Below are 26,993 nucleotides of genomic sequence, written 5' to 3'. Positions count from 1 at the left end.
ACATTCTACAGGGATCATGCATTCATTCCATTTTGCGCATAAGGGGTCTTATAAGTGCTTCTGTTTCAGGTGACGGTTCAATCCCGAGCACGGAATCAAGAACCTGAAAACACCGTTTATACACACCGATCGCTTCCGATCGCCTCCCCATCCTCCGGTAACACTTCATAAGGCGCTGGTAGAATTCCTCCGCAAGATCATCCACTTCCAGTCCTTTGTGATAACATTCGACTGCCTTTTCCATTTTGCCGGTCGTCTCCCAGTACATTCCCAGCCTGCTGATGTTTCGCAGATATTTATTTCGCAATCTCTCGCGTATTGATATCATCCACGACTCACGGTCGCCCGGAAGAAACGCACCGGAATACATCCTTACCGCTTTCTCGGCAAGTTCAATGAGATTGGAATCCCCCTTTTTTCCCTCTGAAAATACCGAGTCCCATGACGCATCAACTTTTCCGAGAATCCTCTCAAACGCCCACGTATCCACCCAGCAATACCGCGGGTCAAGGAATACTTTTCCTTCGTGAAACACCACTGCCTGCTCAACCCCGAGAAGCTGGCGCAGGCGGTGAAGGGTTGTGGTAAACGCACTATGTGCAGCATCTCCGTCTGATTCGGGCCAGAGGATGTCGATGATCCTGTCCTCCGGGACTTCTCTTCCTCCAAAAGCTATCAGGGCCTTGAGCATCGCCAATGGTCTCTGCTGAACCTTGCCTGAAAAACGCAGCACAGATCCATTTTTTTGTATTCCGAACCGTCCAAGGGTAAATATCTTCAAAGGCCATGGCCAATGCTCATTTTCCAGAGAAGTGGTATCCGGAAGAATTCTATTGCTGCATATCAGTGATTTCACATACGGAACTTCTATTTCATGCTCAAGCGCCTTTGAAGAAATAGTTTCCATCACTCCCTTAACAGACATAAAAAGACTGACAAAACCCTTTTCTCTTCCCTTTTTCAAGCCCCTTCGCACAGCTTTTATTGCCAGACCCTCCTTGCCCTGTTTGAAGAGAAAATATGCCTCTGTTAAGTGGCATATGTAAGGAGTGAATTCGTTCCCGCTGCGTTTCCCGATCGAAAAAGCCTGTCTGATATGACAGAAAGCCTGTTTTATCTCCTCAAAAACAAAAGATACGTTCGCGGCAAGCAGATGTGCACATGACATTGTCCAGGGATTGCCCGCGTGTTCACACAATCTCAGGCAATGTTCGGAATGAGTGAGAGCCTGGGCGAGATTATTCCTGTACAATGCCTCCCAGGCAGAACAATAATGATAGAAACTCGCCTCCCATGTCTTTAAGAAGCTTAATTCATACGCCATTCTCTTCAGATATTCATGTGCAGTTTCGAAATCTTCATTCTTCAGCGAACTAAGGACACCATGTCCAAGAAGCATGCTCTCCATGACGTAAATCTTGAGTGCGGCAGCCAGTTCCAGGCCTCCGGACACGACCCTCCGACACTCATCATGCTGCGACATCACATTGAAGTATGCTGCTTTCAACCATTCAACGTTTAATCTGGTCACAGGAGACACTTCTCGTCGTTTGATTAATTCATGCAGGGATTCAAGGACAATGTTCATTTTCTGGAAATTACCTTCACTGTAGAAATAGCATCCCAGCGTTGTCAGAGCACTGATTTTTACAGAAACATCCCTGCTCTCCTGAATAAATGTTTGTATACGGTCTGCCCACATTTCCATTCTGGATTTCGCCGGCCGCCTGAGAGAGAGCGCTCTGACAAGGCTGCACAATATCCCTGACTCGACATGGTCATCATGAAAATTCCTGTATTTTTTGGTCAGATCATCAATGACGGGAAACCATCGGTCAAGCGATTTCAGACCCTCATGACCATACATGATGGAATCAACAACTCCTGCCCATGAGAGGAATGTTTCCGGACCTTTATTCCTTTTGTTGAATTTGTGAAACGCAACCTCAAAGTGGATCTGGCTTTCGGCCGGATTGAAGGGCAAACGACACACGCCCATCCAGTAGAGAATCCCCGGATTATCTGAGAGTACATCTTTTGGGAGATATTCCAGCCAGTTGGAAAGTGTCTGGTACCTGCCCTGCTCTACCAGCGTTCCAGCCCATTTCTGAATAATACGGACAATTCCTTCAATATCTCCTGACTCCCTGAAAAGACCGATTGCGTCTTCCATTCTTCCGGAATCCTCCAGAAGAACCGCTGCATGCTGCTTTATGCCCAGAATTTCTTCATGGGGAAATACTTCTTTGGCTCTTGACTGGAGAAATTCCCTGAAAAGAGGATGATAATAATATACCGACCGTTCCTGCGGATATATTTCGGTAAAATAATGGTTTCTATTAAGATTGTTCAGTATTCTTTCAGAATTGCCGAGACCGGTGAGTTTGTCCGCAGTATCAGCTGTCAGTACATGCATGCATGAAGTCTTCAGAAGAAACATACGCGTAGCTTTGTCAAGTTCCCGGAAAGTCTCATGTGCAAAATAGTCAAATATATTGCCAAATGACAGATGATTCAATCCCGTATATGCAAATTTCTCTTTCCTCAGGCTTTCAAGCATCAGGACAAGACCCGCCGCCCAGCCATCGGTCTTCTGATACAGGAAATGAATGTGCTCATCAGATATCTCCCCTGCCTTCTGCGTTACAAAAGCCTTCACTTCATCGTATGAGAAACGGATGTGACTCCAGTCAACAGGACAGATTCTTTTATTCACCTGCAGAGCTGCAAATGAAGCCGGGACGCCTTTTCTGCTGATAACGGTTATGTTGATCCCTTCAGGAATTTCATCAAATATATGGCACAAAATTTCCTGGAACTGAGAATCATCGGGAATTGCCTGAAAATTATCCAGAACAATCATGAAAGGAGGGGCGACCCTGCTAAAGATATGCTCAAAATAACGCTTCGAAAAAACAGATGCGCTTCCCGTATATTCAGGTGAAAATATGGGCAAAGAGAAGCGCTTCGCAGGAAATGCCCTTTTTATCGCAAGTCCCATATAAAAAAAGAAGGTTGCGATATCTTCATCTCCTTCGTCGACCCTATACCAAATAAAAGGCAATTTATGAGATTCAAGATAGCTTGATACAAGTATTGTCTTTCCGGAACCGGGAGGGCTTGTTACGAAAAGTACAGGGAATTCCCTTGCTTTTTCGATTACATCGAATAGTCTATCCCGGACGAATATCCCTTCAATATGTGGCTTTGTGATTTTAAAAACTACGGGTTCTTTGCCAGAAATGTACGCCTTTTTCACCCCAAGGTGTTCCCCCAATCAGTTGGAGCAGAAAAATAGTCTTTCCCGTGGTATCCTTAATCCGTCATGCTCACCTGGCTCTCTTTGGTTTCTTTCCGGAGAACCTGAGACAACGCAAACAACCGACATGTGTAAAAAATATCACACACTGTTTTCCCTGTCAATGGATATCACAGGGGCATGGATACTGCTGAGGCTGGCTATTTTCAGCAACAATTGAAGGCGTGTCACCTGAAATGATGTATTTCCACGGGGCAGATAATGATTACCTGCCCCGCTTTGAGAGAGAGACCTCTGGCCGGACATTTCGACCAGAGGATGCTGCATGATGCATGCTACCTCCCTTGTGTAAATTTATCACAAGACTGCTTACGGATTAGTCACAGATTGGGTATACGCTTCTGGAAAAAGGTTTTCTGTCTTTTGTGCATTCAGGGTTCAAGGAGATATGGTCTGAAGAGATACCGCAGCTCATCAAGCTGTTCCTCGATTACCATGGTGAGAGTTTGTGCAAAGGAATCAAGGATCGTGAGGGAATTCGGTCCGACATCTTTTTTGTACCTGTCACGAAGGCGCCCTGACATGGATTTATTAATTATATGTATGTTTCTGTACAGTTCCTTGAGTCCATTAAGCTCAAGATCTATTTTCAGCCCTTCCTTTTTCCGGAAATACTGAGCAAGCAGATACATCGATGCAGCACGATATACTGTCTCTTCCGCACTCGAAAGGGGCAGGTGAAAACGTGCCATGGGCTTGAAGAACGCCATGTGTGGACAGCCGCTTGTCGCCATAATAAGTCCCATTAAGGAACTGGCGCCTTTCTGGGCACTTGTATCCATGGTAGTAACACGCTGAGCAGTAAAAATATCGACATGAATTGTATCAAACGACAAGAGGCTTTCGAATATTTCAAGGAGTTTTACAAAGTGAACCGCTATGGGACAGTTTTTATGCGTATCGAGAGCAAGAAGACAGTTGGAGCACTGATGGTAATCAAGCATGGTCCATTCAGGAAGACTTTCAGGGATTTTATTCATTAAGTCGAGAGTCTCGGCATCAAGAAGTATTTCCATCACTTCCTGCTTTCCATTCGGCAATGTGAAAAGGTAATGTATAGTTATGGTTTCCATTTACTGCTCTCCGTCATTGATTTCATGAACAGCAGACATACTTTTTCTGCACTGTCATTCCGGCTTATCCAGAGTTGTTCCGTGAAATACTCCATATGATACAGTCAGGAGGATTGCGTGCAATAGGGTATTCAGCATCTGCCTTGTCTCCAGCGTTATCAGGAACCTATCTCAAAATCAGGACGGGCGGGTTGACACTTCTTGAGTTCAGAATTCGTGATCCTGATGAATCAATGACTTGTGATTCTGTCTGGAGCGATACCGGCAAATTCCTTGGGAAACTGCCACTTTTCGTATGTCTTATAGAAAATATTTCTTATTTTCGAATATTCATCAACAGGCCAGACAGTAGACGGCCTGTTGATGTTTTTACCAATACTCTTAACAGGGCAAACACTTCCATCCAGTTGGTGTGAGTCTCCAGCAGCAGCCGTTCGGCGTAAATATTCTTGCCCCGATCATAGTCCTGTTCCTGTCCCGTTCTTCCTTATCATATTCCACTTCCGAAAGATCGACATTTCTTACATGAATGACCTCACCAGCCTCATTTAAATATACTATCAAACTTGCTCTGTCTTTCATAATATCCCCCCTTTGAATCGTTATGAATTCGACTGCAACTTATTGCGGTAAAATTTCACCTCCTTTCCGGTATTGCCCCTAAAATACAAGGGTGATTTTTCCGTATATCAAACGGTCCGGCCATATCCTCGGGTTTCTCGGATCAGTGTCCTGAAATTTGAAATCCTCGTCGAACAGGTTTTTGGCAGCCAGTGTGAGCATACCCCTCCTTTTGGGAAACCTGTAACTCACAGAAGCATCAAAAACCCAGAAAGTATCCTTGTCAGATTCGAAATACGTTTCGAATGTTTCCGGATTGAATTTCATAAAATCTCCATGCTGATTCACATATATAGGATTTAGTTTGACGCTGATACCCGATGGATGAAAAACGTTCATTCCAAACTTGACCCTGTGGGTATTCAGCTCCGTAAACATCCGAGCAGCAAAGTCCTCAGGCATCTCGAAGCGCTCATACTGGTATTCCGTGCTTAATGAAACCCATCCATGGGGTGTCCAGTACAGATACGCCCTTCCAAGCTGCTCGTCCCACTCACCTTCGATAAGTCTTGTTCCTGTTGCACCATATGTAACCCCCGGAACTTCCAGCTCCCGTTTCGAAAACTCGGCACCACCATACAGCCTGGAAGAGAACTTCTGATCCAAACCGATGCCATAACGCCATGCTTCCGCTCCTTCGGTATCGTCATAGAACTGATTGAATCCTGAGACCTGAGTGGGCTCAATCGTCTGGTCTGTTATTATCGCCCTGTTAAGTGTTCTGAAGACTGCCATTCTCAGCGTAGTATTTACGAGAGGATTCCAGGCTATCCCGAATTTCGGATTAAGCTGATCTTTCTCTATTTTTTGGGCTGCATTCCAGCCTTTGAGAAAATCAGCGCTTGCACCGACAGTTAGGGTTAAATTTGTGAGCACATTGATTTTGGCATACATGTAAAGGTTTTTATGACTGGGTTTGTTTTCTGTGGAAGAAGAGTAATCAAATTCAGGCATACTTTCCTTATCCTTACGGTCTTCATTATAATATCCAGCTCCGGTAATGAGACTGAATCTCTCAGTATTATAAAGATGTTGTATCTCTCCCAAATAACCTTTTTCATCAATATCGCCTTCATATCCTGTCATGAGGAACTCATAGTCTCCGTCCAGATAAATCAACGATGCGATTAAGTCAGAGCCAGGCGTAATATTATGATGCAAACCGAAGCGCAGAGAATTTTTCTCTTCTTGATACCGCCAATCTGGGACAAATCTATCCGGGTCAAAAAAGACGTCAAGGTCCCCGCTCTTTATGTTTTTCATTCTGAATTCAGCCTGAATGCTTGTCTTGGCAGAAAGCTCAACCTGAGCAAATATATTGGAAATATTCTGCTGCTGGTCGTTATTCTCGCGCCATCCTTCCGTCTCATAATGAAATTGTCCCGCGCTTAAGGATAACTTTCCATGAACAGCCGATACCACGATTTCATCTCCGAATGTCTTGTTCTCACCAATTATGCTGCTCATCTGGACACCAACCCCGTTCCGGTTGAACAACGGATTGAACTCATTAAAAGAAAGGTCTGAAGGTCCCGCACCTTCGAGTATCCTCAGGTCACTTTCAGCAAGACGAGGCTGAACAGGTATGATGTTTATCGGTTGAAGCAGTTGGGACTGGAGCAGTTCACTCACGCGTGCAATCTCATGTCGCGGCAATGCCGAATAGGTGTCCGCAAGAAACCTGTGGCCGGAAAAATCGGCAGAATCATTATTGACAGACTTCCAACCTTCAACCAGTGCAAGCTGTTCGAACCCAAGGTCACTGTAAATCCTTGCAAGGCTTGCACTCCTTGCAGCAAGGTCTGCATCGAGCAGCATCCTGGAGCGGTAGACCGCCCGGTTGTCGTTCAGTTCAATTGCCTTCTGCATATCATGCAATGCTTCGACCGGACAATTGATGCTCTGTTTCCTGATCGCATCATAGAAAAATGGCGTGGGGTCCCGCGGATCGAATTCCTTCGCCATTGCATACTGGTCTTCTGACATTCTATCCTGTTTCTCCTCGTAGTATGCTTTGCCGAGATAGCTCCTGATGAGTGAGTTGTCAGGATCCAGACTCACTGCAATCTCTATCTGCCTTCTTCCCTCCTGCAGGCATCCCTTGCGGATATTTGCCAATCCGAGTCCGAGCCTCGGCAGGGGATCTGCCTGATCAAGTAGAATCGCCTTTTCGAAAAGTTCCATGGACTCTCTTATCTTCACCTGAGTCAGATACGCAAAGCCGCGAACAGTATGTGTACGTGCAATATGCGGATTAAGTTCAAAAGCTTTGTCTGCCGCCTTCACTGCTTTATCAATTTCACCGAAAGAAAGACGGATTTCTGACAACCTTGCCCACGCAATGGCGTTTTCAGGTTCGGCTTTAACCGCTTCCTGGAGACTTATCAGTGAACCTTCAAGATCGAAATGTGCCTGTCGTGCATAGGACAGTGAAATATATGCGGCAGCAGATTTTTTGTCAGCTTCAACCGCCTGTTTCGCGAGACTGAGCGCCTTTTCCTTTTCATTCTGTACTGTGGCAATTACGGACTGAAGCGCAAATGCCAGGCTGTTTCCCGGATCTGCGTTCAGGGCGCGCCCGATTTCAGCTTTTGCTTCATCAACCCGTCCTACATGCAGCAGCGATGACGCGCGCTGGGTCATATGTCGCGGATCATCCTCCCGCAATTTCTCCTCACGAATGTATATAACAGGAGGGTAATAGAGCGCCCACTGCACCGCATCCCGCGGACGAACAACTGTTTGCAGAACCGGGGGCTGATCATGTGCGGCAACCGCGGTCTGTCCTGATGTAAGCGTCAAACTTCCAGCCTTGTTTGTTGCCAGCACCTTTCCTTCAAATACTGACAGCACTGTATTGTCACTTCCGACTTTTGCAAGAAATTCTGTTCCTTCAACAATACCGTTTACAAAAGGTGTAGTGATATTAAGTGATCTTGGCCACCTGCTGAAAAAATTTACCACTCCTTTCAGTATGTCTATCAGAGAGGTATTCTCATTTTCTACCCCGTTGAACGTGACCGTGGTATTCTGATCAAACCGCATAATAACCCCGTTCCACAAAACAACAGCAGCTCTGCCCTGTTCCATCACCCTGATCATATCACCCGTACAGAAGGTATCCTGCATTTTTACTGAAAGCCACTGGGTTTCACCCTCTTTCAGAGTCTGCACATCTCCCTGGACTGATACTGCTTTTGCTATCCACTTCTCGCATGTATGTGCAGATGCACTATGAGGCAGCACAAGATACAACAGCGGAACAGCGATGAAAACAAGTATGATGCTGGCACGTTTCATGATATTCTCCTCTCCCTTTTTATCTGAAACTAAATGCTGGTAATTATTTCCTGCCTATTTCGACTACACCATCCCATAACTCCTTCTTTGCCACTTCCCTTTTATCACGGCACATTTGCACAAAAAATTGCGACGGTCCATCATCGCCGAGATAATCCATGTGTTCTTTGAAAAGATTAATAGCCCTGTCCCAAGACTGATTTCTGAAAGCCCTTATTGCCTGCTGGAAGATTTCACCTGCCCTTCTCTGCTTTTCAGTCACCTCTTCTTCCCTGCAGATCAACTCATAAACCTCAACAGGTTTTGTTTTTCCCGCAAGTTTGAATTCTCCGAGTCCCCTTGTATAAAATCCATCCAGCTGACTTACCACGTCCCGCGTTACAAGCACCTGGGTACCTAAATATTTGTTAAGACCCTCCAGACGGCTTGCGGTATTGACGATGTCCCCGACCGGTCTGTATTCGTAATGATCGAATGCCCCTATATTGCCGAGAAGTATCTTTCCGGAATGCAGGCCGATGCGTGTGGGGAGCATGTGTGTCTGAGACGTCCTGTTAAAATTATATATGGTCCTCTGGATGTCGAGTGCCGCAATACATGCCTCTTTCCTGAGAACAATTTCCGGCTTGGCTGACACCCATATTGCAAGCACAGAATCTCCGACCACATCTGAGACAATCCCTCCGTGCTGTCTTATCGGTTTGAATATAAGCTCATAGTACCTGTTCATAAAATTTCCCAGCTCTTTAGGTTCCATTACTTCTGAAAGAAATGAATACTGTTCGGCATCTGTAGACATGCATATCCCGTAGACAACCTGATGACTGTCATGGATTCCGTCAATATCCGTCAGCAGCCTTTCAACAACGTCGTTCGGGAGATAATAACCGAAAGCCTTTTTGATATTCTGCCTTTCCTGTTTCACTTCTATGTAATTCCATAAAACACCGCTGAAGAGTGCCAGCGTTGTCTGCAAAACGCAGGGGGTAATCACAGGGTACCAGATGCCCCGGCTCTTAAACTGGAAAATGGCAAATATGAGATATACGGTAACCAATCCCGTCATACTGAAAAATGCTGCAGTAGTGCTAAACCTTTTACAGATAAAGCCGATCACAATTCCCCACACAAAAATTACTCCAAGATAGACCCGGAAATCAATTGGTTGCACAGGCCTGTTCTCCAGCAGATTGGCAAATGCCGTAGCTGCAATTTCAATACCGCTGATATCGAGACCATGTTTTTCCGAATATACGGTGTAAAAGCTCTCTTTCTGATCTATTGGCGACAGCTGTGAAAGACCGACAAATACCGCTTTTCCCTTCAGATTCACCGGCAAGGTATTCCCGGGGGCAGACCATGCTGCAATACCATGTAATACGGCAAGGTCGTAATAGTCCGTGCAGGCCCGTAGAAGTTCAGATACTGGCTGTGAGAATTTCCCTTATAGAGGGTAATGAGAGAATGCAGCACGGCATGCTTTGTTTTATTATCAAATGGTATTCTTGAACTTTCCAGCTCTTTCACCATTTCTGCACCAATGTGAGGATCTCCCTGAAAGATGTGGCGGATATCACGTATGACTTTTTCAATCCCCCGGTTTTTCACAAAATCCTTATGGCTTTGCCGGAGCTTTTCCGCATGATATGCATTGACACGATCCATAAGACGAATAAAGTCCACGTGATATTGCATGACAAATATCTGGAAACTGACTACGGGCAGCGTGGGCTTGTCTCCCGCTGATGTCATGAATGTCCAGTATTGACTGACTTTATTTGATATTTTGGGAAGGGGGAAAGGGGCACGTGCAAATGCTGCCCGGGCAAGAGACGGTATCGGGGGCACCACTTTTGCAATATTCATTTCTCCGTATGTGGAGCCTGTTTTATTGTCTATGGGAACATTTTCTATCTGCATGAACTCACAAAGTACCGTATTGCCGGATCTCCTCATTGCATCGGCAAGTTTATTATCCTCCTGGGACGAGCGTGGCTCGGAAAAATTCACATCGAAGACAATAACTGCTGCTCCTGCAGCAGTTATCACATCAATGAGCTTTGCATGGAGGAATCGTGGCCATTTTCTGGGATCTTCAGGCAGGTCGAGTCTGTCAGCCGACTCCTTATCTATGCTCACAATAACAACATCTTCAGGAGGCACCCTTGTTCCTCTCATTGTGAACAGCAGGTCAAGGCCGAAATTTTCCTCAAGTGCAGTTCCTGCAGGGAACAGGTTAATTCCTATCCCGGCCATGCCGATTATGGCTCCTACAATGAAAGCCTTTACAAGGCGTTCCTTTATGAACTCCTTTAACATGGCTCCCCCCACAGGATAAAAAGCCAGTCAAATACTATTCCATTATTTGTATCAAATCATATACTATTGCTGCATGAAAAACAAGAGACACATTGGCTCATTCTTTTGAAGAGAGTTGCTTCAGGGGCTGCCCTTTATCCCGGCTATCTGCCTTTTCCTTTATATCATCAAGGAGAAGTGCCCTGAGCATTTTCTCGTACATCGATGAGTCCTTTTTCTTTATTTACACTCTACCACAGGGGAAATTACAGATTGGTCACATTTGCAGGAAAAAAAGCAAACAGCAGACTGTTACAGATTGCACATGTCCAGCAACGTTGCGTGTCTCAGAATTTCATCGGTTGCATTGTTGAGTTTCGAAAAGTTCAGGGCATTTTCAATGGCAATCGACGCATACATTGCTATCGACCTCAGCAATTTCAGATCCTCGAGAGTGAATAATATCTCGGAACTTCTGCTCATGTTGATCACGCCAGGATTCTGACTCTTCCCCTTAAGCGGAACACACAATACGGACGTAATACTGGCTGCTCCTGACTTAAACCTCGGGTCCATCGAAACGTTATTGATAAGTTCAGATTTGCCAGTTCGCAACACATCTCCGGCAACTCCTTCCCCTATCCCCATGACTATCTTCGGCTCCCAGTCCGTGCCGAATGCAGACCTGATCGTGAGCCTTTGAATCCCCTCATCATAGAGCATGATGGAACCATTGTCAGCCCTGATGAAACTTCTCGCCTCCTCCAGAATAAACACGCACGTCTCTTCGAGATTCGAAAATATTCTCAGAATATCTATTTTGTTCTTCTTCAGCTTCGAGAATTCTTCGTCAAGTTTCCTTATCCTCTGGCTCATTGATTCAATAATCTTGAACACAAGGGTCGGGTCTCTGCTTATTGTCTGAAAAAGCTTGGTCTTGTCTATGGTGAGGATCCTGGTTTCACCGGAGGCAACCGCAGTCGCAGAGCGGGGCATTTTGTCGAACAGGGCCATTTCTCCGAATATTTCCCCTGTTCCAAGAACCGCGATAGCCACTTCGCCGGAATGGGTCTTTTTCATTATTTTTACTCCTCCCGCCTGTATTGCATACATTTTATCCCCGGCATCACCCTCTTTGAAAATGATCTGGCCGTCCTGATATTTTTTGCCAAGTTCCCCTTCTGTCATCTTTCCTCCTGTTTTATACTCTTGCTATTCCTTTCAGCAGGTCATAAAACATGGGAACGTGCAGAGACCTCATGAATATATTCCTGTAACGCTCGTTCCCGGTAAACATGTCCCAGAGGATCGAACTTAATACCGCCGGTTTCTCTGCCTCGGCTTGTTCCTTTCTTACAACTTCCAGCATGCCTTTTGTCAGCAATGAATGATTTTTTACAATATCTGTGACTCTAAAAAGGAATCTTCCGTAACGGTTATCAACGATCAGGCTCTTGTATACCGGATAATACTCCCTTTGGAAATCACTCTTGCCCGCACCATGAAACACCACAGTCTTTGCAGCTGCTTTCCCCATTATATAAGAGGCACCAAGACCGTCCTTAAAGAGCCTTGTTGAGCCTGCATCGCCGCATATTACTACTCTCTCATGAAAAGGCGTTTTCGGCGCCCCCACATTCATCAGCGGCAAACACCGGCACTCAATGGAGTATTGATCCCTGTCAGGCAGTACCGCTCCGACAACCGGGTGTGCAAGAAAATCACTTACCGTTTCCGTTCCCAAAGCTTCTCCCAGTATACACACCGTCACATACGTATCCTTCGGAATCATTGCAGCAAATTTTATGTTACTGACCGGGAGGAGAAAAAGATGCACAGAATTCCCGAGACATTCAGCAATGACTGCCTCGTCCATGCTTATTTCTGCTATTGAAGCAGTAGTGGTAACAGGTCTTCTGTACCCGAATTCCATTGCTTCGAAGACTTCGGATGTCCGGCTCTTTATCCCGATCGTGCCTACCAGCAGATCCGTCTCACATAGCTTCTGTTCTTTCGCAAATAATTCCGCCCCTTTCTCGGTATATGCAATCCTGTCTATTCTTACCGCCTCATGTACAGCGCCCTCTTTTATCGCAAGATCAAGAAGAAATTTGTCGAAGCTCTCTTTATGTGTTCCCGCGGTTCCCCTGGGACCTCCCCCGCGATATACAGTTGCGATTGTTTTCTCATGGGCAGGTGTGGCAATATCAACAGATCCTTCATTGGTATGCAGTCTGTAGGCATTGATCCCTCGCTGAACGACGGAATCAGGAAGATTGATTCCCTCGACTGCAAGCATCTGCACGAGGAGTTCGGAGATTATACCGCCACATCTGTTGCAGCCGAGAGGGCCTTCTTTTGTAAAATCCTTTGGCTCGAAGACAGTTATATGAAACTCTTTTCCCATAATCTTTGCCATTTTTAGCACAAAGATGCTGAAAAAGGAACCAGAGGGACCGCCACCTACAACAGCGATATGATTACCGTCTTTCAGGATATGCGGGTTGGCTGTCATCTCTCCCCCGGAGAAAACTGAGTGTTTTCTTTTATTAACTTACAAAGGACATCTTTTGTCAAGCAATAACCCGGAAATGTAAAAAAAGCTCCGGCTTGATGGTAAAATAGCATCGTCAGGAGGGAGATCTGTTTTGAAAGCAGCATATTTCGACTGTTTTTCAGGAATAAGCGGAGACATGTGCCTCGGCGCATTAATTGACGCAGGATTGCCTTTAAGGGATCTGAACAGGGAACTGAAAAAAATCCCTTTGAGTGGTTACCGTCTGACGTCCGGGAGAGTAATGCGATCGCACCTTGCCGCAACCAAGGTCGATGTCACCTTCCGCCCGGCAGCAGGACGCGTTCAAAAAGTCATCAGAAGCTGGAAAGATGTCGAAAAAACCGTCCTTTCATCGTCTCTCTCAAATGAGATTAAGCTGAAGGGTCTCAGGATTTTCAAAAGACTTTTCACCGCAGAGGCAAAGGTCCATGGCGTAGCATTCAATCGCGTTCATCTGCATGAGCTCGGCTCTGTCGACTGCCTGATAGATATTTTCGGAACAGTGATCGGCCTGAATATGCTCGGCATAGAAAAAGTTTTTTCATCCCCGCTCAATCTCGGAAGCGGTATGGTCAGTACCGAGACCGGCATGCTTCCGGTACCCGCCCCTGCTACCGCAGAGATCCTGAAAAAAGTGCCAGTATTTTCCAGGGGTGTCCCTTGTGAACTGACTACCCCCACAGGAGCCGCGATCATCAGAGAGATTTGCTCAGGCTTCGGCAACATGCCCGACATGGAAATTTCAAGTTTGGCGTTGGGTGCCGGAAGCAGGAATTTCAGTGACTGGCCGAACATACTGAGAATCATGATAGGCAATATGCATTCAGCACATGATAACAGCAACGGGGACAGCATCATGGTGATCGAAACCAATATTGATGACATGAATCCCCAGATTTTTGAATATGTCATGGAGCTTCTCTACAAGGCTGGGGCTCTTGACGTCTTCCTCACACAGATCATCATGAAAAAATCCAGGCCCGGTACGAAACTGACCGCTCTCTGTCACAGGGAACGTCTGGAAACACTCGTAAAAATCATCTTCTCGGAAACACCGACTCTCGGACTGAGATTTCATGAAACAGAAAGAAAAATCCTTGACCGTGCAATCAGAGTAATTGACACCGAATTTGGAAAGATAAGGGTCAAGCTCTCCGGAGACGGCAGGGACATTACAAAAATGATTCCTGAGTACGAAGACTGCAAAAAGGCAGCCAGGAAACTGAAGATACCTCTCACGGAAGTCATGAAAAGAATCGGTCTGCTGAATCCGGGGAAAATTAAATGAATTTCATTCCCGCCCTGTAACAATCATTCTCATCCTGCGTAACCCAGCACACAACCGCCGTTTGAGAAGGAAAATACAGTATGCTTCTTATGGTGATTTCCTGTCCCTCGTGCAGGGGAGTCTGTGTTACAAGGCAGAACCCTGCTTCGCTGATATTGTCAATGATTCCCTCGTACGTATCGCCGCACTGCATATCGAACACATATTCAATCCTGCAATCAAGAAACGCACGTTCGTATTTGTTTGTATAGAATGATGTCATTTTAGAAAAAGAAAAAACATCCCTTATTAACAGTCTAAAGGCAATCACAATTTTTTTATGTGATTCATATCACAAAAAAGTTTCTCGTATGCCTGCAAAGCCTTCGGGATGCGATCGGGAGAGAAATTCAGTCCCCCTCCTTTTGACAGGAGGGGGACTGAATGTAAGGAGGGGAGAACCTGTGTTAGCTGCAGGTTTTGCGGGTACGCAGGGTATATTTCTTGTCCTTTTTCATCAGTTCTGCAAGTTCCGTATACATCTGCGTGATGCCCAGCCTGCATGAAACGCAAATACCGTCTTTCTGGTGCGTCTTGTTGTCACACTGCATGCATTTATGGACTTTCATTTTTTCACCACCTTTTTCTGATATGTTGTGTTGCTGCTTTTTCAGCCATCAAACTTCCTACTGCGATGAAAGAGTTACATAGAAGGTTGAGTTCTGCCTGAACACGAGGAGAAGGATATTCTCATCAGACCTGATTTTCGATAGCGCCCTTTCATACTCTCTGGTGTCCGCGATTCCTGTCCTGTTGATTTCCATGATGACATCGTTTTTTCTGAGCATATCATCTGCAGGACTTTCGTCTGCAATATCAGCTATCAGAACTCCGTTAATACGGTTCGGGATATCAAGGGTCTTCTTCATTGATGGTGTAAGATCCCGGACAACTACCCCCTTCAGCTGATTCTCGAATGTCCCGGCCAGTTTCTGTGGTTCAGCACTCATCTCTGTTATTCTTACCTCAACCGCCTGAGGTTTTCCGTCCCGCAGAAGCTGGATCCTGACCTCACGTTCAGGCACCGTCCCTGCGACCATATTTCTGAGACCGACCACACCATCAACCTTTCTGCCGTCGTATTCAATGATCACATCACCCCTCAGGATACCCGCTTTTTGCGCAGGACTTTCCTCGTTCACATCGCCTACAAGAACGCCCTTGTCATCTTTCAGATGAAACTGCCTTACAAGTTCCTGAGTTAACGGCTGTATGGTGACCCCGAGCCATCCCCTGACAACTTTTCCGTGCGCAATCAGGCTCTCCATTACATTTTTTGCCATATTGCTCGGGATCGAAAAACCTATGCCCTGGTAGCCACCGGTAGTGCTGAATATCGCTGTGTTAATCCCTATGAGTTCACCTTTTATGTTGACAAGCGCTCCGCCCGAATTTCCCGGATTGATGGGAGCGTCTGTCTGGATAAAATCCTCATAATCAGCAATTCCCACATTGGCCCGTCCCGTGGCACTTACTATCCCTGAAGTAACCGTATGGCTCAGACCGTAGGGATTTCCCACAGCGAGAACAGTTTCTCCAACCTTCAGCCTGTCAGAATCTCCCATGGCAATCACCGGCAGATTGTCAGAATCAATCTTAATCACAGCCAGATCGGTCTTGGGGTCTGCTCCTATCACTTTGCCCCTGAATTCTCTCTGGTCTGACAATGTTACCTTAATTTCGTCAGCACCCCTTACAACGTGGTTATTGGTAAGGATATATCCTTCCTTGTCCACGATAACTCCTGAACCCTGACCTGACTTCTTGAATTCCTTCTGTTTTTCGGGAGGACCAAAATTATCCCCGAAAAATCTTCTGAAAAAAGGATCATTCGTAAATGGTGAGGGAACTCCTCCGCTTTTCACCTTTCTTACTGACGCGATATTGACAACCGACGGCTTCACAACCGCGACAAGCTCTGCCATCGCCTGGTTGGTTCTCGAAAGCAGCTGAACCGATTTCTCCGTTATTTTTGAGTCATCGGTATACCCCTTCACATGGAAGCCGAAATTCGACGACATGACAAGCCCGACAATGATTCCAAATACGGCAAATACTGCTGCGATGATCAGCGGCCTCTTTCTGAGTAGCATTCTTCTCCTTTCCGTTGCTTTCTTTTTCTTATTAAATTACATAAACATTATGAAGAAATTGCGAAGAGAATATGAAAAAGTTATGAAGGAATATTATCCATTAATTTTAATCAGTTACAGCACCGTGGAGGACTATTGCAGCTCCATGCGATAACGATGTCTGCTGAGACGGGAAACACTCTGAATTTCCTGATGCAGTTTTCTCTATACCAGGTATCCCCTGCTCTCAGCCATGGTTCTTATCTTCTCAAAATGTTCTCTCTTGCTGACCAATTTCTCAATGTCAGATATCATCTGAGCAGGAGTCTCAATGTCATACTCAACATCTTTAAAAAGGCCCCTGTTTTTCCTGATAATCCTGATCTGGTAGTCGATAATTTCTGCATGTGATTGCTCATCAAGACTCAGTTGATGGAAGAATGCAGAGGCATCATGATCGGATGTAAACAATTTTTGATAAAAAAGATACAGACGTTCTACTGTCAGTTCCAGCTTTTTCAGCACCTCGAGAGTTTTTATAATATCCGCACATTATTTCTCCGAGAGCGTTATGAAGACAGATGCCCCTCCTCTGAATATAAGTAGCAATATGTCCTGTCCCGCCTTAATCCTTGACGCAACCTTCTCATATTCCTTCACTCCCGTTATTTTCTGCCGGTTAATCTCCTGAATCACATCCCCCTGCATGAGCACCATCGCGGCAGGGCTGTCATCCGCGACACTTGCAACAACAACTCCCCTGAGCTTCTTGGGGAGGTTGAGTCTTCCCGAGATTTCCGGAGAGATGTCCTGCACATAGACACCGCTCAACAGATTGTTATACTCTTCCCTCGACAATTCCTGCTTGTCCGAAGGCAGTTCGGTGATGGTCATAACCTTCACTTCCGTCTTTTTTTCCCTGATAATCTTCATCTTCACTTTTTTCCCTGGCTCGGTATTGGCTACAAGATTCCTGAGCTGATTGGGGTCTTCTATTTTTTTCCCTTCGAATTCGACGATAACATCTCCTCTCTGGATACCGGCCTTTTCAGCCGGACTTCCTTCCGTAACATCACCTACGAGCAGGCCTTTTTCATCCTCTATCCCGAATTGTTTGGCAAGCTCCTGAGTTAAAGGCTGTATGGTAACCCCCATCCATCCCCTCACAACCTTTCCTTTGCTGATGAGGCTGTCCATGACTGATTTTGCCATGCTTGTAGGCACGGCAAACCCTATCCCCTGATAACCGCCGCTTGTACTGAAAATGGCAGTATTGATTCCCACGAGTTCCCCCCTGACATTCACGAGAGCCCCTCCCGAGTTTCCGGGGTTTATTGCGGCATCAGTCTGGATAAAATCCTCATAGTCAGCAATGCCGACATTGGCCCGTCCGACAGCGCTTACAATCCCCATGGTTACGGTCTGACTTAAGCCATACGGGCTCCCGATCGCAAGTACCGTCTCTCCCACCCTCAGCTTGTCAGAGTCACCCCATTGTATTGTCGGAAGGTTTTTTGCCTCTATTTTTATTATCCCAATATCAGTCATCGCATCATTTCCTACAATCTTCCCCGTGAACTCTCTCCTGTCAGAAAGGGTAACCTTGATCTCTTCCGCGCCCTGAATAACATGATTTGCCGTTAATATATAGCCCTTCGGATCTACGATGACACCTGATCCGAGGTTGGCTGATTTACGTTCTTTCGGAACCCTGAACTGGTCTCCAAAAAAACGTCTGAACATGGGATCGTCAAAAAAGGGATTATAACCGCCCTGCATCTTCACCGTTCTCATGGTGGAGATGTTCACTACCGCAGGCCTTACCGAATCGACAATCCCTGCGGTCGCAGCCCCGATACTGGAGAGGATATCCGACGGTTTTTCTGATACTTTTATGTCTTCCGCACGTGCAGGAAAAGATATTATGGCAGAGAAAAACACCATCATTGCTGAAACAAGCGAGAGTATGATAAATGACGCAAATCTTTCTTTGTCGGATTTCCGGATACTCATTTTTCCTCCTGTTGACACGTTGGTATTGGGATCATATTATGGCAATTCCTGAAAACTGTTTATCATTATTCTATCATACTCCACGTCTTCCGCATTATTTATTCAGGCTCTTCACATCCCATGGGAATAACTCTTTTCGTCTTTTTCCCTATTCTCTCCGTCAGCCATCCCTGGTACGCAGAAAAGGGCACACAGATACCATCATGAAGATTATAGAATCGCTTCCTCCCATGATTTCTTCAATACATATGCACTTTTTATCGAGAGGCCGGATGGATCAGATACGTGGCAATCTCGCGCTATGACACTAAGATTGCATCGCCAGACTTGCTCTGTTTTTTTTGCGGTATTCGGGCTTGAAATATCACTGCAATGTATGCAGAATTTAGAAGAGGAACACGGAAGGCCTGTCATACGGTACCCTGCATAGACCTTTCCGGACGGGTCACGGTATGTTTTCGCTTTCCGGGGGAAGTTGAAATGAAAGTATCGATTATCGGACTGCCAAACAGCGGGAAAACCACGATTTTCAACGCCATTACCGGCCAGAACAGAGAGACCGCAAGGTATCAGACATCTGGTGGAGAACCGCATATCGGCATCATACAGGTTCCGGATGAAAGGCTTGACAGCCTCACAAGGCTGTTCACTCCCAGGAAAACCACGCATGCAGTCATGGATTGTGTTGATTCTGTCGGCCTTACAAAAGGCGATCTTAAACAAAATATCAGGGTATTTGACCTGATTAAGGATTCTGATGCAATTGTCCATGTGGTGAGGGCATTTCATGATGATTCTGTACCGCATCCCTTGGGAGAAAACAATCCTTTGAGAGATATTGAGACCATTGCTCTTGAACTTATTTTCGGAGACATGGAACTTGTTGAAAAACGTCTTGAACGTATAAAGGAAGGGCAAAAACATGGAAAAAAGCCTGATGAATCCGAAACATCGCTGCTCCTCAAATGCAAAGACGCGCTCTCCCGTGACATCCCCTTAAGAGATGCGGCGTTCTCTGATGAAGAGCTGCGATCGATGAGTCATCTGCAGTTTCTCTCAACAGTCCCCGTGATTATTGTGCTGAATTTTGGAGAAGAAGATGTACGCACCAATCATCTGACCGATACATTGTCTTCTCTCACAGGCCGATTTCCTTCTCTTCCCTTACTGGCATTATGCGGAAAGATCGAAATGGAAATAGCACAGCTTACTCCTGAGGACAGAAAACCGTTCCTCGATGAAATGGGGCTGGATATCCCGGCATCACGCAGACTGGTCCACGAGTGTTTCAGAAGCCTCGGCCTGATATCCTTTTTTACCTATGCAGGCAACGAGGTGAGATCATGGACAATAAAAAAAGGCACCCCTGCACAGAAGGCCGCAGGGAAGGTTCATACTGACATAAAAAGGGGATTTATACGTGCAGAGGTTATCTCATTCGATAACCTGATTGCTTCCGGCAGCATCCAGGCTGCACGGGAAAAAGGCCTGCTGCGTCTTGAAGGCAAAACATATGAGGTCAGTGACGGCGACGTCATCAATTTCAGGTTTAATGTGTAACATATTATAGGGATACCGGTTCCGGCCTGTCATCCTGCTTTTCCCCTGTCCGAGAGTTCCCTGAAAATAAACGGCTTCGTACTTTTCGGCACTTCGGGGGATGAGTAGAGTTCTTCGAGATCACGCGTCTTCATGTTACGGAGGAAGTGTACTACTCTGACGAGCGGCGCGTGGTTATTACGGATAAGGGACCATTGTATGTCATACCTCAAAGCCCATTTCGGATGCTCCGCAATCTGTCTGACCACATGGGATGCGATTTTTTTCAGGTTCAGCACCTTGCAGACGATGCCTTCGGTCATGCAGGGGCTGTTCAGGCACGATGCAACCACTTCTTTCATTCCGTCTTCAATAAGTCTCAGAAGAACATTTCCGCTTACCCTTTTTGCGAGCGCCTTTTTTATGCCTAACGGAAGGGATAACATCTTCTCATTGATCATTGCCTCGGCCTTCATTCTCACCCCAACGGGGACAGTATGGTTCCTGGTTAAATCAGAGACGTCGAAAATCCGCAGTGATTTCAGCAATGAGACAGAAATCTTTTGCGGTGTCCTGGGGTTTCTGCAAAGCGCAAGTATGATGCGGTATCTTTCCCGCCATCTCTTGTTCATATATATGGATTCAAGAATTTCACTGTCCAGATTGCGTCTTCCGGCAAGAATGAGCACAAGGTCTTCAGTGAGATTCCGGTTAAGCAGAACTTTTTCGATGACTTTCGGCGAATGGTGGTAAACCAGATAGTGCAAGTCGTCTCTGTTTCCCGTTGCTGCCAGACGAAGTTCTTTTTCGATATCCTGCATGCCTGTATTTTACCGTATCCGGGGAGATACGCTTCGGCATATCCGGCGCCATAGACAAATGCAGCGGTTTTTTAGTACAGTGAGTCTGTCATGAGTGCACAATTCATAGCATTACTTCTGTCTGTCAGCGTTCATTCGCTTCTCATTCTTGGGCTGCTTTTTTCAGGTAATTCCTTGTTCCAGAAGAAAGAATTATTCGTAATTGACCTGACACTCGAAAATGCAATCACCGTTACACCCCGAAGCACCTTCTCCGGAGGGAAAAAAGATTTCGATTTGCCGGTACAGGAAAAGATCCGGAAAGCTGTGATCCCCCAGGATGACCGGAACAGTGAGCGCGACCACATTCATCCGTCAATGCCGATTCAACCCGAATCATTTATTAAAAAAGATTCTCTCGCAAAGCAACAGGAAAATCTTTCCCTTCCTCGTAATAACCGGACAAAGAATCCCTGCAGTTCGTTTGCTGATAATCCGGAAGTCTCAGCGTATGCAGGTTCCCTGAACGCAACACCATCCCCGAAATCGTCAGCTCAGTTCGAATGCTCTCCTTCAGCCAGCAGTTCACATAACAGCAAAATGACGTATATGAAAGAGAATTTCTCATATATCAAGAATATGATCCAGAAAAACGCAATATATCCGAAAATAGCGCGACATTTCGGATGGGAAGGAAAAGTTACGGTATCTTTTGTGATTCTGTCCAACGGTTCCGTAAAAGAAATGAAGATACAGCAGAGTTCGGGCAGGGAACTTCTTGACCAGAGTGCGCTGGAGGCAGTCCGGAACACCTCTCCCTTTCCCGTACCACCTGCCGAGGCGCAGATATTAATCCCCATCGTTTACAGTCTGCATTAATGCACATGTTCGTGCGGCATTCCATTGACTAAGCGCCGCCTTTTCTGTTAAGTTATTGGACTATCTTTTATTTACAGGAGTTTTTATGCCAAAAAAACAAACTGTGAAAACGAGCAGGAAATCCCGCACCAAAACTACAGCACAGAAATCTGTCAAAACAAGAACACCCGTGAAAAAAACAACCGGAAAAAAACCGGTCAAAGCGTCTGTAAAGACAAAAGCAACGTCAAGAAAGCTGAACGAGAGGGAAAATATGGTCCAGCAGATTAAGAAGAACCTCCTTGATCAGAAAAAGTCACTGCTGGCCGGCGCTATGGAAGCACTGAACGAACTGCCGGGACAGACCGTTTTTCCCGATCTTGGAGATCAGGCAACTGCGGAGATCGACAGAAACTTCATGCTTCGCCTTAAGGGAAGGGAACGCAAACTCCTGAAAAAGATTGATGAAGCCGTTGACAGGATCGACACCGGAATATTCGGCATATGTGAGAAATGCGGTGAAGAAATAGATATACGGAGACTTGAAGCCCGTCCTGTAACGACCATGTGCATAGAATGCAAGACGTTGCAGGAAGAGGAAGAAAAGATGATGGAGAAGTAGGCAATTCCTCTCATTGTTTCTGTCTCAGGTCCAGTCCATACGCGTCTCTCAGTGTATCGCTCAGGATATTGAAACACAGCGCAGTGATCGCTATCATGAATCCCGGGGCAAACACCATCCATGGCGCTGACGTGATATAAGCCCGGTTGGCGTTGATCATTGATCCCCACGTTGCTGCGGGAGGCTGCGCACCCAGCCCCAGAAAACTCAGTGATGCCTCTGTAATGATATACCCTCCTATCTTCATCCCCATCATCACGATTATCAGGGGAATGCACTGTGGCATGAGATGCACGAACATTACTCTTATCCTGCTGCACCCTGCAGAAACCGCGGCTTCCACGAAACTGGATTCCCTGAGTGAAAGGATGTGTCCCCTTACAACTCTCGCAAAGGATGCCCACCCCACTGCCGCTATTGCAATCATCACCGTGTAGATTCCCGAGGGGAAAATGACTGATATTCCTATCGCAAGAAGGAGCGAAGGGAAAGACAGTATGAGATCCACAAAGGCCATCAGAATGGTGTCGGTCCTGCCGCCCAGATATCCCGATATCAGCCCGACAAGGAGACCGATTGCCATTGAAATACTCGCAGCGGCAAATGCGATGCTCATTGATATCCTTCCTCCGTAAAGTATCCTCGACAAAATATCCCTTCCCTTGCTGTCCGTGCCAAACGGATGCTCGAGGCTCGGGGATTCCCTGAGACTGTCGAGATCGATTGTGTCAGGGTCATGGACTGCGATAAAAGGAGCTGATATCGACAGCACAAAAATCATCAGAAGTATCCCTGAGGAAATCTTACCTGCCTTTTTCATCCAGCCTTATCCTCGGGTCAAGGTAATGATACATGATATCGACTGTCATATTGATGAGCACAAAAAATACCGTACCGGTAATCACACACCCCATAATCACCGGGTAGTCCCTCCTGATTATTCCTTCCATGGTAAATCTTCCTATGCCATCCCATCCGAAAATCGTCTCTGTCAGGACAGCTCCGTTCAGATAGCTCGCGAAATCGAGACCTATGACGGTCACTACAGGTATAAACGCATTTTTCAATATATGGACGATATGTATCCGGACATTACTCACGCCCTTTGCCCTCGCTGTGGTGATACAGGGCATGGCCATCACGTCGATTACGGTGGTTCTCGTAATCCTTGATAATGCTCCGACAGCAGGCAGCGACAGGGTAATGGCAGGCAGTACGAGAAACCGTATATCTCCTGTCCCCGATGGCGGGAACAGATTCATTTTCAGGCTGAAGAACAGCATTATCATAAGTCCGCTCCAGAATACGGGTATGCTCAATCCCGCGACTGAAAGCGAGGATATGACCCTGTCGGCAACACTGCCTCTTTTGACCGCGGCAATGAAACCCATCAGTAATCCTCCAGGAACCGCAATCATCATTGCGACCAGTGCCAGTTTCAGGGTATTCGGAAACTTCATGAGGATATCTTCAAAGACTTCCCTGTTTGTATAATACGAACGGCCGAACTCTCCGCGTAACAGGAGCGTTACATATCCCGTATATTGTTCGAGGATATTCCTGTCTGCACCGAGTTCCCGCCTTATCTTCTCTATGGTCTCCGGATGTGCCCTCTCCCCTACCATGCTCAGGACAGGGTCACCGGGCAACGCCTTTGTGAGTGTAAAGGTGAGAAGCGTAATACCGAAAAGCAGAGGGATAAGAAGAATGATTTTTTTTATCAGGTAATTCCTAATTCCTCGCCTCCCTTTTCACGCTGCGGGGTATGGCCGCAAGTTCTGTCCCTTTGTCCATGCTGTACACAGGGTAAATTCGGTAGTGCGCTATCCATGGCTGCCTGATCGTATAATCGTTTCTGTGCCACAGACATACCCATGGCGCATCAGCAACAATCATTTCTTCCGCCCTTCGGTAATAAAGATTTCTCTTCCTTGTATCTCTTGTATGCTGTCCCCGCTCTATCAGAGAGTCGACAGCCGTATTGGTATACCTTGTCCTGTTCCCGGCTGGTCCGTGATTGGAGGAATGGAATAACGGGAAAAGAAAGTTTTCGGGGTCCGGATAATCAGCCCACCAGCTCAGATAGAAGATATCCGGATCTCCCTTATTGACCGCTTCCTTGTATGCACTCCACTCGAGCTGCGTGATCGTGACATTCAGACCAGCTGCCCCGATATAGGACTGAATGACCTCTGCGATATCGACTATTTCCTGGTCTGCGGTCACATAGAATTTTATCCCGCGGCCAATCGCTCCCTCTTTCTGAATCAATTCTCTGGCCCTCTGCGGATTATATTCATAGGGATACGAAATATCCCAGGCTCTCAGATCATCAGGCAGTGGCCCTGACGCCAGTCTTCCGCGGCCTTCATAAATGGAATTCAGTATTTTCCGTCTGTCAATTGCATGCGCCACCGCTTTTCTGAGAACGGGGTTGTCAAAAGGAGGTTTCGCACAGTTAAGACCGACATAATAAGTATTCAATCCACGCATGTGAGAGATAAGGTCCTGTTTTGAGGGATCATTTCTGTATCTTGCATACTCGGAAGCAGGGATGCTGAGGACGTCGATATTGCCAAGATCAAACTCTGTCACCGCGGTCAGGTCCTCGGGAACAATCCGGTAAAGTATCCCTGAAACCTTTGCAGGCATGTCGAAATAATCGTCCCGCTTTATCAGCCTGATTTCCCTGTTCGGCATCCATTCGTCTATGACAAACGGCCCTGTTCCGACCGGGTGGCCTGAAAAATCATACCCCTTCTGCTCGATTATCTCGCGGGGGACAACATATGCAGCTGTCATGGTAAGGAGGCTGAGAAACGGAGAAAACGGCGTGCGAAGACATATTTCGAGGGTAAAATCATCCAGCACCCTTATGCCGATGACGTCACGGGCATTCCCTTTCATGAACTCACCGGCACCAAGAATCCTCTCAAGTACCCATGTATTTGGTGTCGGCTTTTCCGGATTCAGTATCCGTTCGAAGGAGTACTTGAAATCGTCCGCCCTGACTTGGCGTCCGTGTGAAAATGATACCCCCTTCCTGAGATGGAAGGTGTAGGTGAGCCCGTCTTTCGACACATCCCATCGTTCCGCAATGTCAGGCCTGATACTGAGGTCATCATCGATTCTGACAAGTCCATTGAACAGCTTTGCAGAAATAGCGCCTCCGGTTACGTCAACGATGAATGCCGGATCGAGTGTCGTGGGATTGGTATTCAGTCTGTAGTATACATACCCCTCGATCCTGTTCTGCGGTGAACACGCAAGGAGGGAAAATACCACTATCAGACAACCGGTCAGCCTGTATATGCTGCCGGGACCGATCTTCGGGTACTTCCTGCTCATGAAATAGCGGTCAAAACTGAGAAGGTCATATCCTGACAGTGTTCAGATAAACAGGGAACTCCCCTCTCAGAACCTCAGAAGAGAACCGATGTTCCCTGCTTCTTTCAGTTGCACATTTTCTGAGAGGACTTTAATAAGCGCGCCCTGTTCCACTGCCTTCTGCGCGATGAGATCCACGATGTACTTCACTTTCTTTATGTCTCCCTTGCAGTAAGGGCATTGTGTGATATTCTGCACGGTAAGATATCCGCATTTCCTGCACGAAAGACCCGACCTCTTGAAATCCTTTAAAAAGACAAGCTTCATGACGCGGCCTTCCTGCAAGGCATTCAGCACGTCTTCTATGCCAATGACAGCATTTTCCTTTTTCATCGACCTCGTCAGCAGATCGCTTACGGTATCTGTATCTTCTTTTTCCTCAAATGCCCGGAGAATCGGCTGTACTTTTTCGAGCACTCCGTTATTGTTCGCGATCATCTCCGCCTGAAACGTCCCTATAACTTTATCCGCGACGGTCTGGGGGAGCATATCCTTTACTCTCACCACAGCTTCTTCTGATCCCCCGATAATCAGGCGTCCCACATATTCTCCCGAAAGGAATGCGTCAAGTTTCCTGACAACATCCTTCAGATGAAGGCCGACATGGTAATCAATATGCCTTTCATAGCTTTTTTCCGCAAGCGCGAACCATCCGCCTTTCTTGTGTTTTCCGGGAACATCCTCAGAATGCACCTCTGAATACTCCTCGATCTCACCAAGATGAACGAGGAAAAGCCGTGCCAGATCCTTTCCGACGAGCATTATTGCGTAACGCTGATAGTTGTCAAGAACCCCTATGAGAGGCTTGATATACGGGGTATTGTCAACAATGAGATCATTTTTCAGAGGCACAGAGAGATGATACTCCTTCCAGAATTCCTTCTCCTGTGAACAGATGATGGCAATTCCTTTTTTGAACATCCTTTTATTGGTCAGCACATATGACTCGATCTTCTCAAAATCACTGCTTACTTTTTTCAGAACCGCTTTATCCAGCTCCCCTGATGTCTTCTTTATCATGCTCTTGAGATGTATCTCAAAGTTGTTCTTGACACTTGTCATGGGATTGACATTCAGAAACACACTCACAAAAAACGCCCCGTCTCCACGCATTTTTGCAATGTCCTTCAGTTCCTCTCTGTTAAGCATTTTCTCCTCCTTCCGTGTGTCTAAACAGTTCAAATACCGAAACAAAAAGAGCCAGGAC

General features: G+C 46.3%; 23 protein-coding genes. 4 read left to right on the top strand and 19 right to left on the bottom strand.

Going from position 1 to position 26,993, the window contains the following annotated elements; genetic code table 11:
• Positions 1–22: 22 nt before the first annotated feature.
• From AB1552_04545 to AB1552_04505, 9 genes are all read right to left on the bottom strand, one after another.
• Complete coding sequence (locus tag AB1552_04545) at positions 23–3,259, bottom strand: BTAD domain-containing putative transcriptional regulator (protein ID MEW6053047.1); 3,237 nt, start codon at positions 3,257–3,259, stop codon at positions 23–25.
• Positions 3,260–3,400: 141 nt separating this feature from the next.
• The gene (locus AB1552_04540) at positions 3,401–3,586 is read right to left on the bottom strand and encodes a hypothetical protein (protein MEW6053046.1); all 186 of its coding nucleotides are present in this window, start codon (positions 3,584–3,586) and stop codon (positions 3,401–3,403) included.
• 104 nt (positions 3,587–3,690) lie between these two features.
• Positions 3,691–4,392, bottom strand: coding sequence for a hypothetical protein (locus AB1552_04535; GenBank protein MEW6053045.1), 702 nt, complete (start codon positions 4,390–4,392; stop codon positions 3,691–3,693).
• A 381-nt stretch (positions 4,393–4,773) separates the two neighbouring features.
• Positions 4,774–4,974 (bottom strand): hypothetical protein, encoded by a 201-nt coding sequence (locus AB1552_04530; GenBank protein ID MEW6053044.1) that lies wholly within the window; start codon positions 4,972–4,974, stop codon positions 4,774–4,776.
• 78 nt (positions 4,975–5,052) lie between these two features.
• Positions 5,053–8,313, bottom strand: coding sequence for a FecR domain-containing protein (locus AB1552_04525; protein MEW6053043.1), 3,261 nt, complete (start codon positions 8,311–8,313; stop codon positions 5,053–5,055).
• A gap of 43 nt (positions 8,314–8,356) precedes the next feature.
• The gene (locus AB1552_04520) at positions 8,357–9,646 is read right to left on the bottom strand and encodes an adenylate/guanylate cyclase domain-containing protein (protein ID MEW6053042.1); all 1,290 of its coding nucleotides are present in this window, start codon (positions 9,644–9,646) and stop codon (positions 8,357–8,359) included.
• Positions 9,643–10,632: a CHASE2 domain-containing protein gene (locus tag AB1552_04515; protein ID MEW6053041.1), complete on the bottom strand. Its 990-nt coding sequence runs from the start codon at positions 10,630–10,632 to the stop codon at positions 9,643–9,645. Before AB1552_04515 ends, AB1552_04520 begins: the two co-directional genes overlap by 4 nt.
• Before the next feature lie 291 nt (positions 10,633–10,923).
• Positions 10,924–11,799, bottom strand: coding sequence for a cyclic nucleotide-binding domain-containing protein (locus AB1552_04510; GenBank protein MEW6053040.1), 876 nt, complete (start codon positions 11,797–11,799; stop codon positions 10,924–10,926).
• Positions 11,800–11,812: 13 nt separating this feature from the next.
• The gene (locus AB1552_04505) at positions 11,813–13,126 is read right to left on the bottom strand and encodes a hypothetical protein (GenBank protein ID MEW6053039.1); all 1,314 of its coding nucleotides are present in this window, start codon (positions 13,124–13,126) and stop codon (positions 11,813–11,815) included.
• Positions 13,127–13,259: 133 nt separating this feature from the next.
• Between AB1552_04505 and larC the strand changes: the two genes are divergently transcribed.
• On the top strand, positions 13,260–14,456 hold the full coding sequence (gene larC / locus AB1552_04500) for a nickel pincer cofactor biosynthesis protein LarC (GenBank protein ID MEW6053038.1): 1,197 nt from the start codon (positions 13,260–13,262) through the stop codon (positions 14,454–14,456).
• On the opposite strand, the gene AB1552_04495 is transcribed toward larC, so the two are convergent.
• The 5 genes from AB1552_04495 to AB1552_04475 form a co-directional block, all read right to left on the bottom strand.
• Positions 14,449–14,718, bottom strand: a complete 270-nt coding sequence (locus AB1552_04495) for a PilZ domain-containing protein (GenBank protein ID MEW6053037.1) — start codon at positions 14,716–14,718, stop codon at positions 14,449–14,451. The two genes, larC and AB1552_04495, sit on opposite strands and share 8 nt — an antisense overlap.
• A 184-nt stretch (positions 14,719–14,902) precedes the next feature.
• Positions 14,903–15,064: a hypothetical protein gene (locus tag AB1552_04490; protein ID MEW6053036.1), complete on the bottom strand. Its 162-nt coding sequence runs from the start codon at positions 15,062–15,064 to the stop codon at positions 14,903–14,905.
• Between the two features lie 57 nt (positions 15,065–15,121).
• Positions 15,122–16,588, bottom strand: coding sequence for a Do family serine endopeptidase (locus tag AB1552_04485; protein ID MEW6053035.1), 1,467 nt, complete (start codon positions 16,586–16,588; stop codon positions 15,122–15,124).
• A gap of 204 nt (positions 16,589–16,792) precedes the next feature.
• On the bottom strand, positions 16,793–17,092 hold the full coding sequence (locus AB1552_04480; protein ID MEW6053034.1) for a hypothetical protein: 300 nt from the start codon (positions 17,090–17,092) through the stop codon (positions 16,793–16,795).
• Positions 17,093–17,119: 27 nt separating this feature from the next.
• The gene (locus tag AB1552_04475; GenBank protein ID MEW6053033.1) at positions 17,120–18,580 is read right to left on the bottom strand and encodes a DegQ family serine endoprotease; all 1,461 of its coding nucleotides are present in this window, start codon (positions 18,578–18,580) and stop codon (positions 17,120–17,122) included.
• A gap of 480 nt (positions 18,581–19,060) precedes the next feature.
• Here AB1552_04475 and ychF point away from each other — a divergent pair, with 480 nt between their 5' ends.
• On the top strand, positions 19,061–20,140 hold the full coding sequence (ychF, locus tag AB1552_04470) for a redox-regulated ATPase YchF (GenBank protein ID MEW6053032.1): 1,080 nt from the start codon (positions 19,061–19,063) through the stop codon (positions 20,138–20,140).
• Positions 20,141–20,169: 29 nt separating this feature from the next.
• Here ychF and AB1552_04465 read toward each other — a convergent pair whose 3' ends face one another.
• Entirely contained in the window at positions 20,170–20,940 is a 771-nt protein-coding gene (locus AB1552_04465; protein MEW6053031.1) for a hypothetical protein, read from the bottom strand.
• A gap of 174 nt (positions 20,941–21,114) precedes the next feature.
• Between AB1552_04465 and AB1552_04460 the strand changes: the two genes are divergently transcribed.
• Together AB1552_04460 and dksA are read left to right on the top strand one after the other, a co-directional pair.
• Positions 21,115–21,798, top strand: coding sequence for an energy transducer TonB (locus AB1552_04460; protein ID MEW6053030.1), 684 nt, complete (start codon positions 21,115–21,117; stop codon positions 21,796–21,798).
• 85 nt (positions 21,799–21,883) lie between these two features.
• Positions 21,884–22,399, top strand: coding sequence for an RNA polymerase-binding protein DksA (dksA, locus tag AB1552_04455; protein MEW6053029.1), 516 nt, complete (start codon positions 21,884–21,886; stop codon positions 22,397–22,399).
• A 10-nt stretch (positions 22,400–22,409) separates the two neighbouring features.
• On the opposite strand, the gene AB1552_04450 is transcribed toward dksA, so the two are convergent.
• From AB1552_04450 to AB1552_04435, 4 genes are all read right to left on the bottom strand, one after another.
• A complete protein-coding gene (locus AB1552_04450) occupies positions 22,410–23,219 on the bottom strand; it encodes an ABC transporter permease (protein ID MEW6053028.1) in 810 nt (269 codons plus the stop codon).
• Positions 23,203–24,120 (bottom strand): ABC transporter permease, encoded by a 918-nt coding sequence (locus tag AB1552_04445; protein MEW6053027.1) that lies wholly within the window; start codon positions 24,118–24,120, stop codon positions 23,203–23,205. The genes AB1552_04450 and AB1552_04445 overlap by 17 nt, the downstream gene beginning before the upstream one ends.
• Before the next feature lie 10 nt (positions 24,121–24,130).
• On the bottom strand, positions 24,131–25,747 hold the full coding sequence (locus AB1552_04440) for an ABC transporter substrate-binding protein (protein MEW6053026.1): 1,617 nt from the start codon (positions 25,745–25,747) through the stop codon (positions 24,131–24,133).
• A gap of 66 nt (positions 25,748–25,813) precedes the next feature.
• Positions 25,814–26,935 carry a hypothetical protein gene (locus tag AB1552_04435; GenBank protein MEW6053025.1) on the bottom strand — a complete coding sequence of 374 codons (1,122 nt, stop codon included), beginning with the start codon at positions 26,933–26,935 and terminating at the stop codon, positions 25,814–25,816.
• Between the last annotated feature and the right edge of the window lie 58 nt (positions 26,936–26,993).

The organism is Nitrospirota bacterium, from assembly GCA_040754395.1.
GTDB lineage: Bacteria > Nitrospirota > Thermodesulfovibrionia > Thermodesulfovibrionales > SM23-35 > JBFMCL01.
The sequence above is the reverse complement of the archived record's forward strand: the minus strand, read 5'-3'. Positions and strand labels throughout refer to the sequence as shown.

Bases quoted from the DNA above. Each gene is read 5' to 3' on its own strand.
- AB1552_04495 (MEW6053037.1), bottom strand. From the start codon at position 14,718: ATGACATCATTCTATACAAACAAATACGAACGTGCGTTTCTTGATTGC.
- AB1552_04505 (MEW6053039.1), bottom strand. From the start codon at position 13,126: ATGACAGCCAACCCGCATATCCTGAAAGACGGTAATCATATCGCTGTT.
- AB1552_04475 (MEW6053033.1), bottom strand. From the start codon at position 18,580: ATGAGTATCCGGAAATCCGACAAAGAAAGATTTGCGTCATTTATCATA.
- ychF (MEW6053032.1), top strand. From the start codon at position 19,061: ATGAAAGTATCGATTATCGGACTGCCAAACAGCGGGAAAACCACGATT.
- AB1552_04535 (MEW6053045.1), bottom strand. From the start codon at position 4,392: ATGGAAACCATAACTATACATTACCTTTTCACATTGCCGAATGGAAAG.
- AB1552_04530 (MEW6053044.1), bottom strand. From the start codon at position 4,974: ATGAAAGACAGAGCAAGTTTGATAGTATATTTAAATGAGGCTGGTGAG.
- AB1552_04490 (MEW6053036.1), bottom strand. From the start codon at position 15,064: ATGAAAGTCCATAAATGCATGCAGTGTGACAACAAGACGCACCAGAAA.
- AB1552_04440 (MEW6053026.1), bottom strand. From the start codon at position 25,747: ATGAGCAGGAAGTACCCGAAGATCGGTCCCGGCAGCATATACAGGCTG.
- AB1552_04485 (MEW6053035.1), bottom strand. From the start codon at position 16,588: ATGCTACTCAGAAAGAGGCCGCTGATCATCGCAGCAGTATTTGCCGTA.
- AB1552_04510 (MEW6053040.1), bottom strand. From the start codon at position 11,799: ATGACAGAAGGGGAACTTGGCAAAAAATATCAGGACGGCCAGATCATT.
- AB1552_04435 (MEW6053025.1), bottom strand. From the start codon at position 26,935: ATGCTTAACAGAGAGGAACTGAAGGACATTGCAAAAATGCGTGGAGAC.
- AB1552_04450 (MEW6053028.1), bottom strand. From the start codon at position 23,219: ATGAAAAAGGCAGGTAAGATTTCCTCAGGGATACTTCTGATGATTTTT.
- dksA (MEW6053029.1), top strand. From the start codon at position 21,884: ATGCCAAAAAAACAAACTGTGAAAACGAGCAGGAAATCCCGCACCAAA.
- AB1552_04515 (MEW6053041.1), bottom strand. From the start codon at position 10,632: ATGTTAAAGGAGTTCATAAAGGAACGCCTTGTAAAGGCTTTCATTGTA.
- AB1552_04525 (MEW6053043.1), bottom strand. From the start codon at position 8,313: ATGAAACGTGCCAGCATCATACTTGTTTTCATCGCTGTTCCGCTGTTG.
- AB1552_04465 (MEW6053031.1), bottom strand. From the start codon at position 20,940: ATGCAGGATATCGAAAAAGAACTTCGTCTGGCAGCAACGGGAAACAGA.
- AB1552_04540 (MEW6053046.1), bottom strand. From the start codon at position 3,586: ATGCAGCATCCTCTGGTCGAAATGTCCGGCCAGAGGTCTCTCTCTCAA.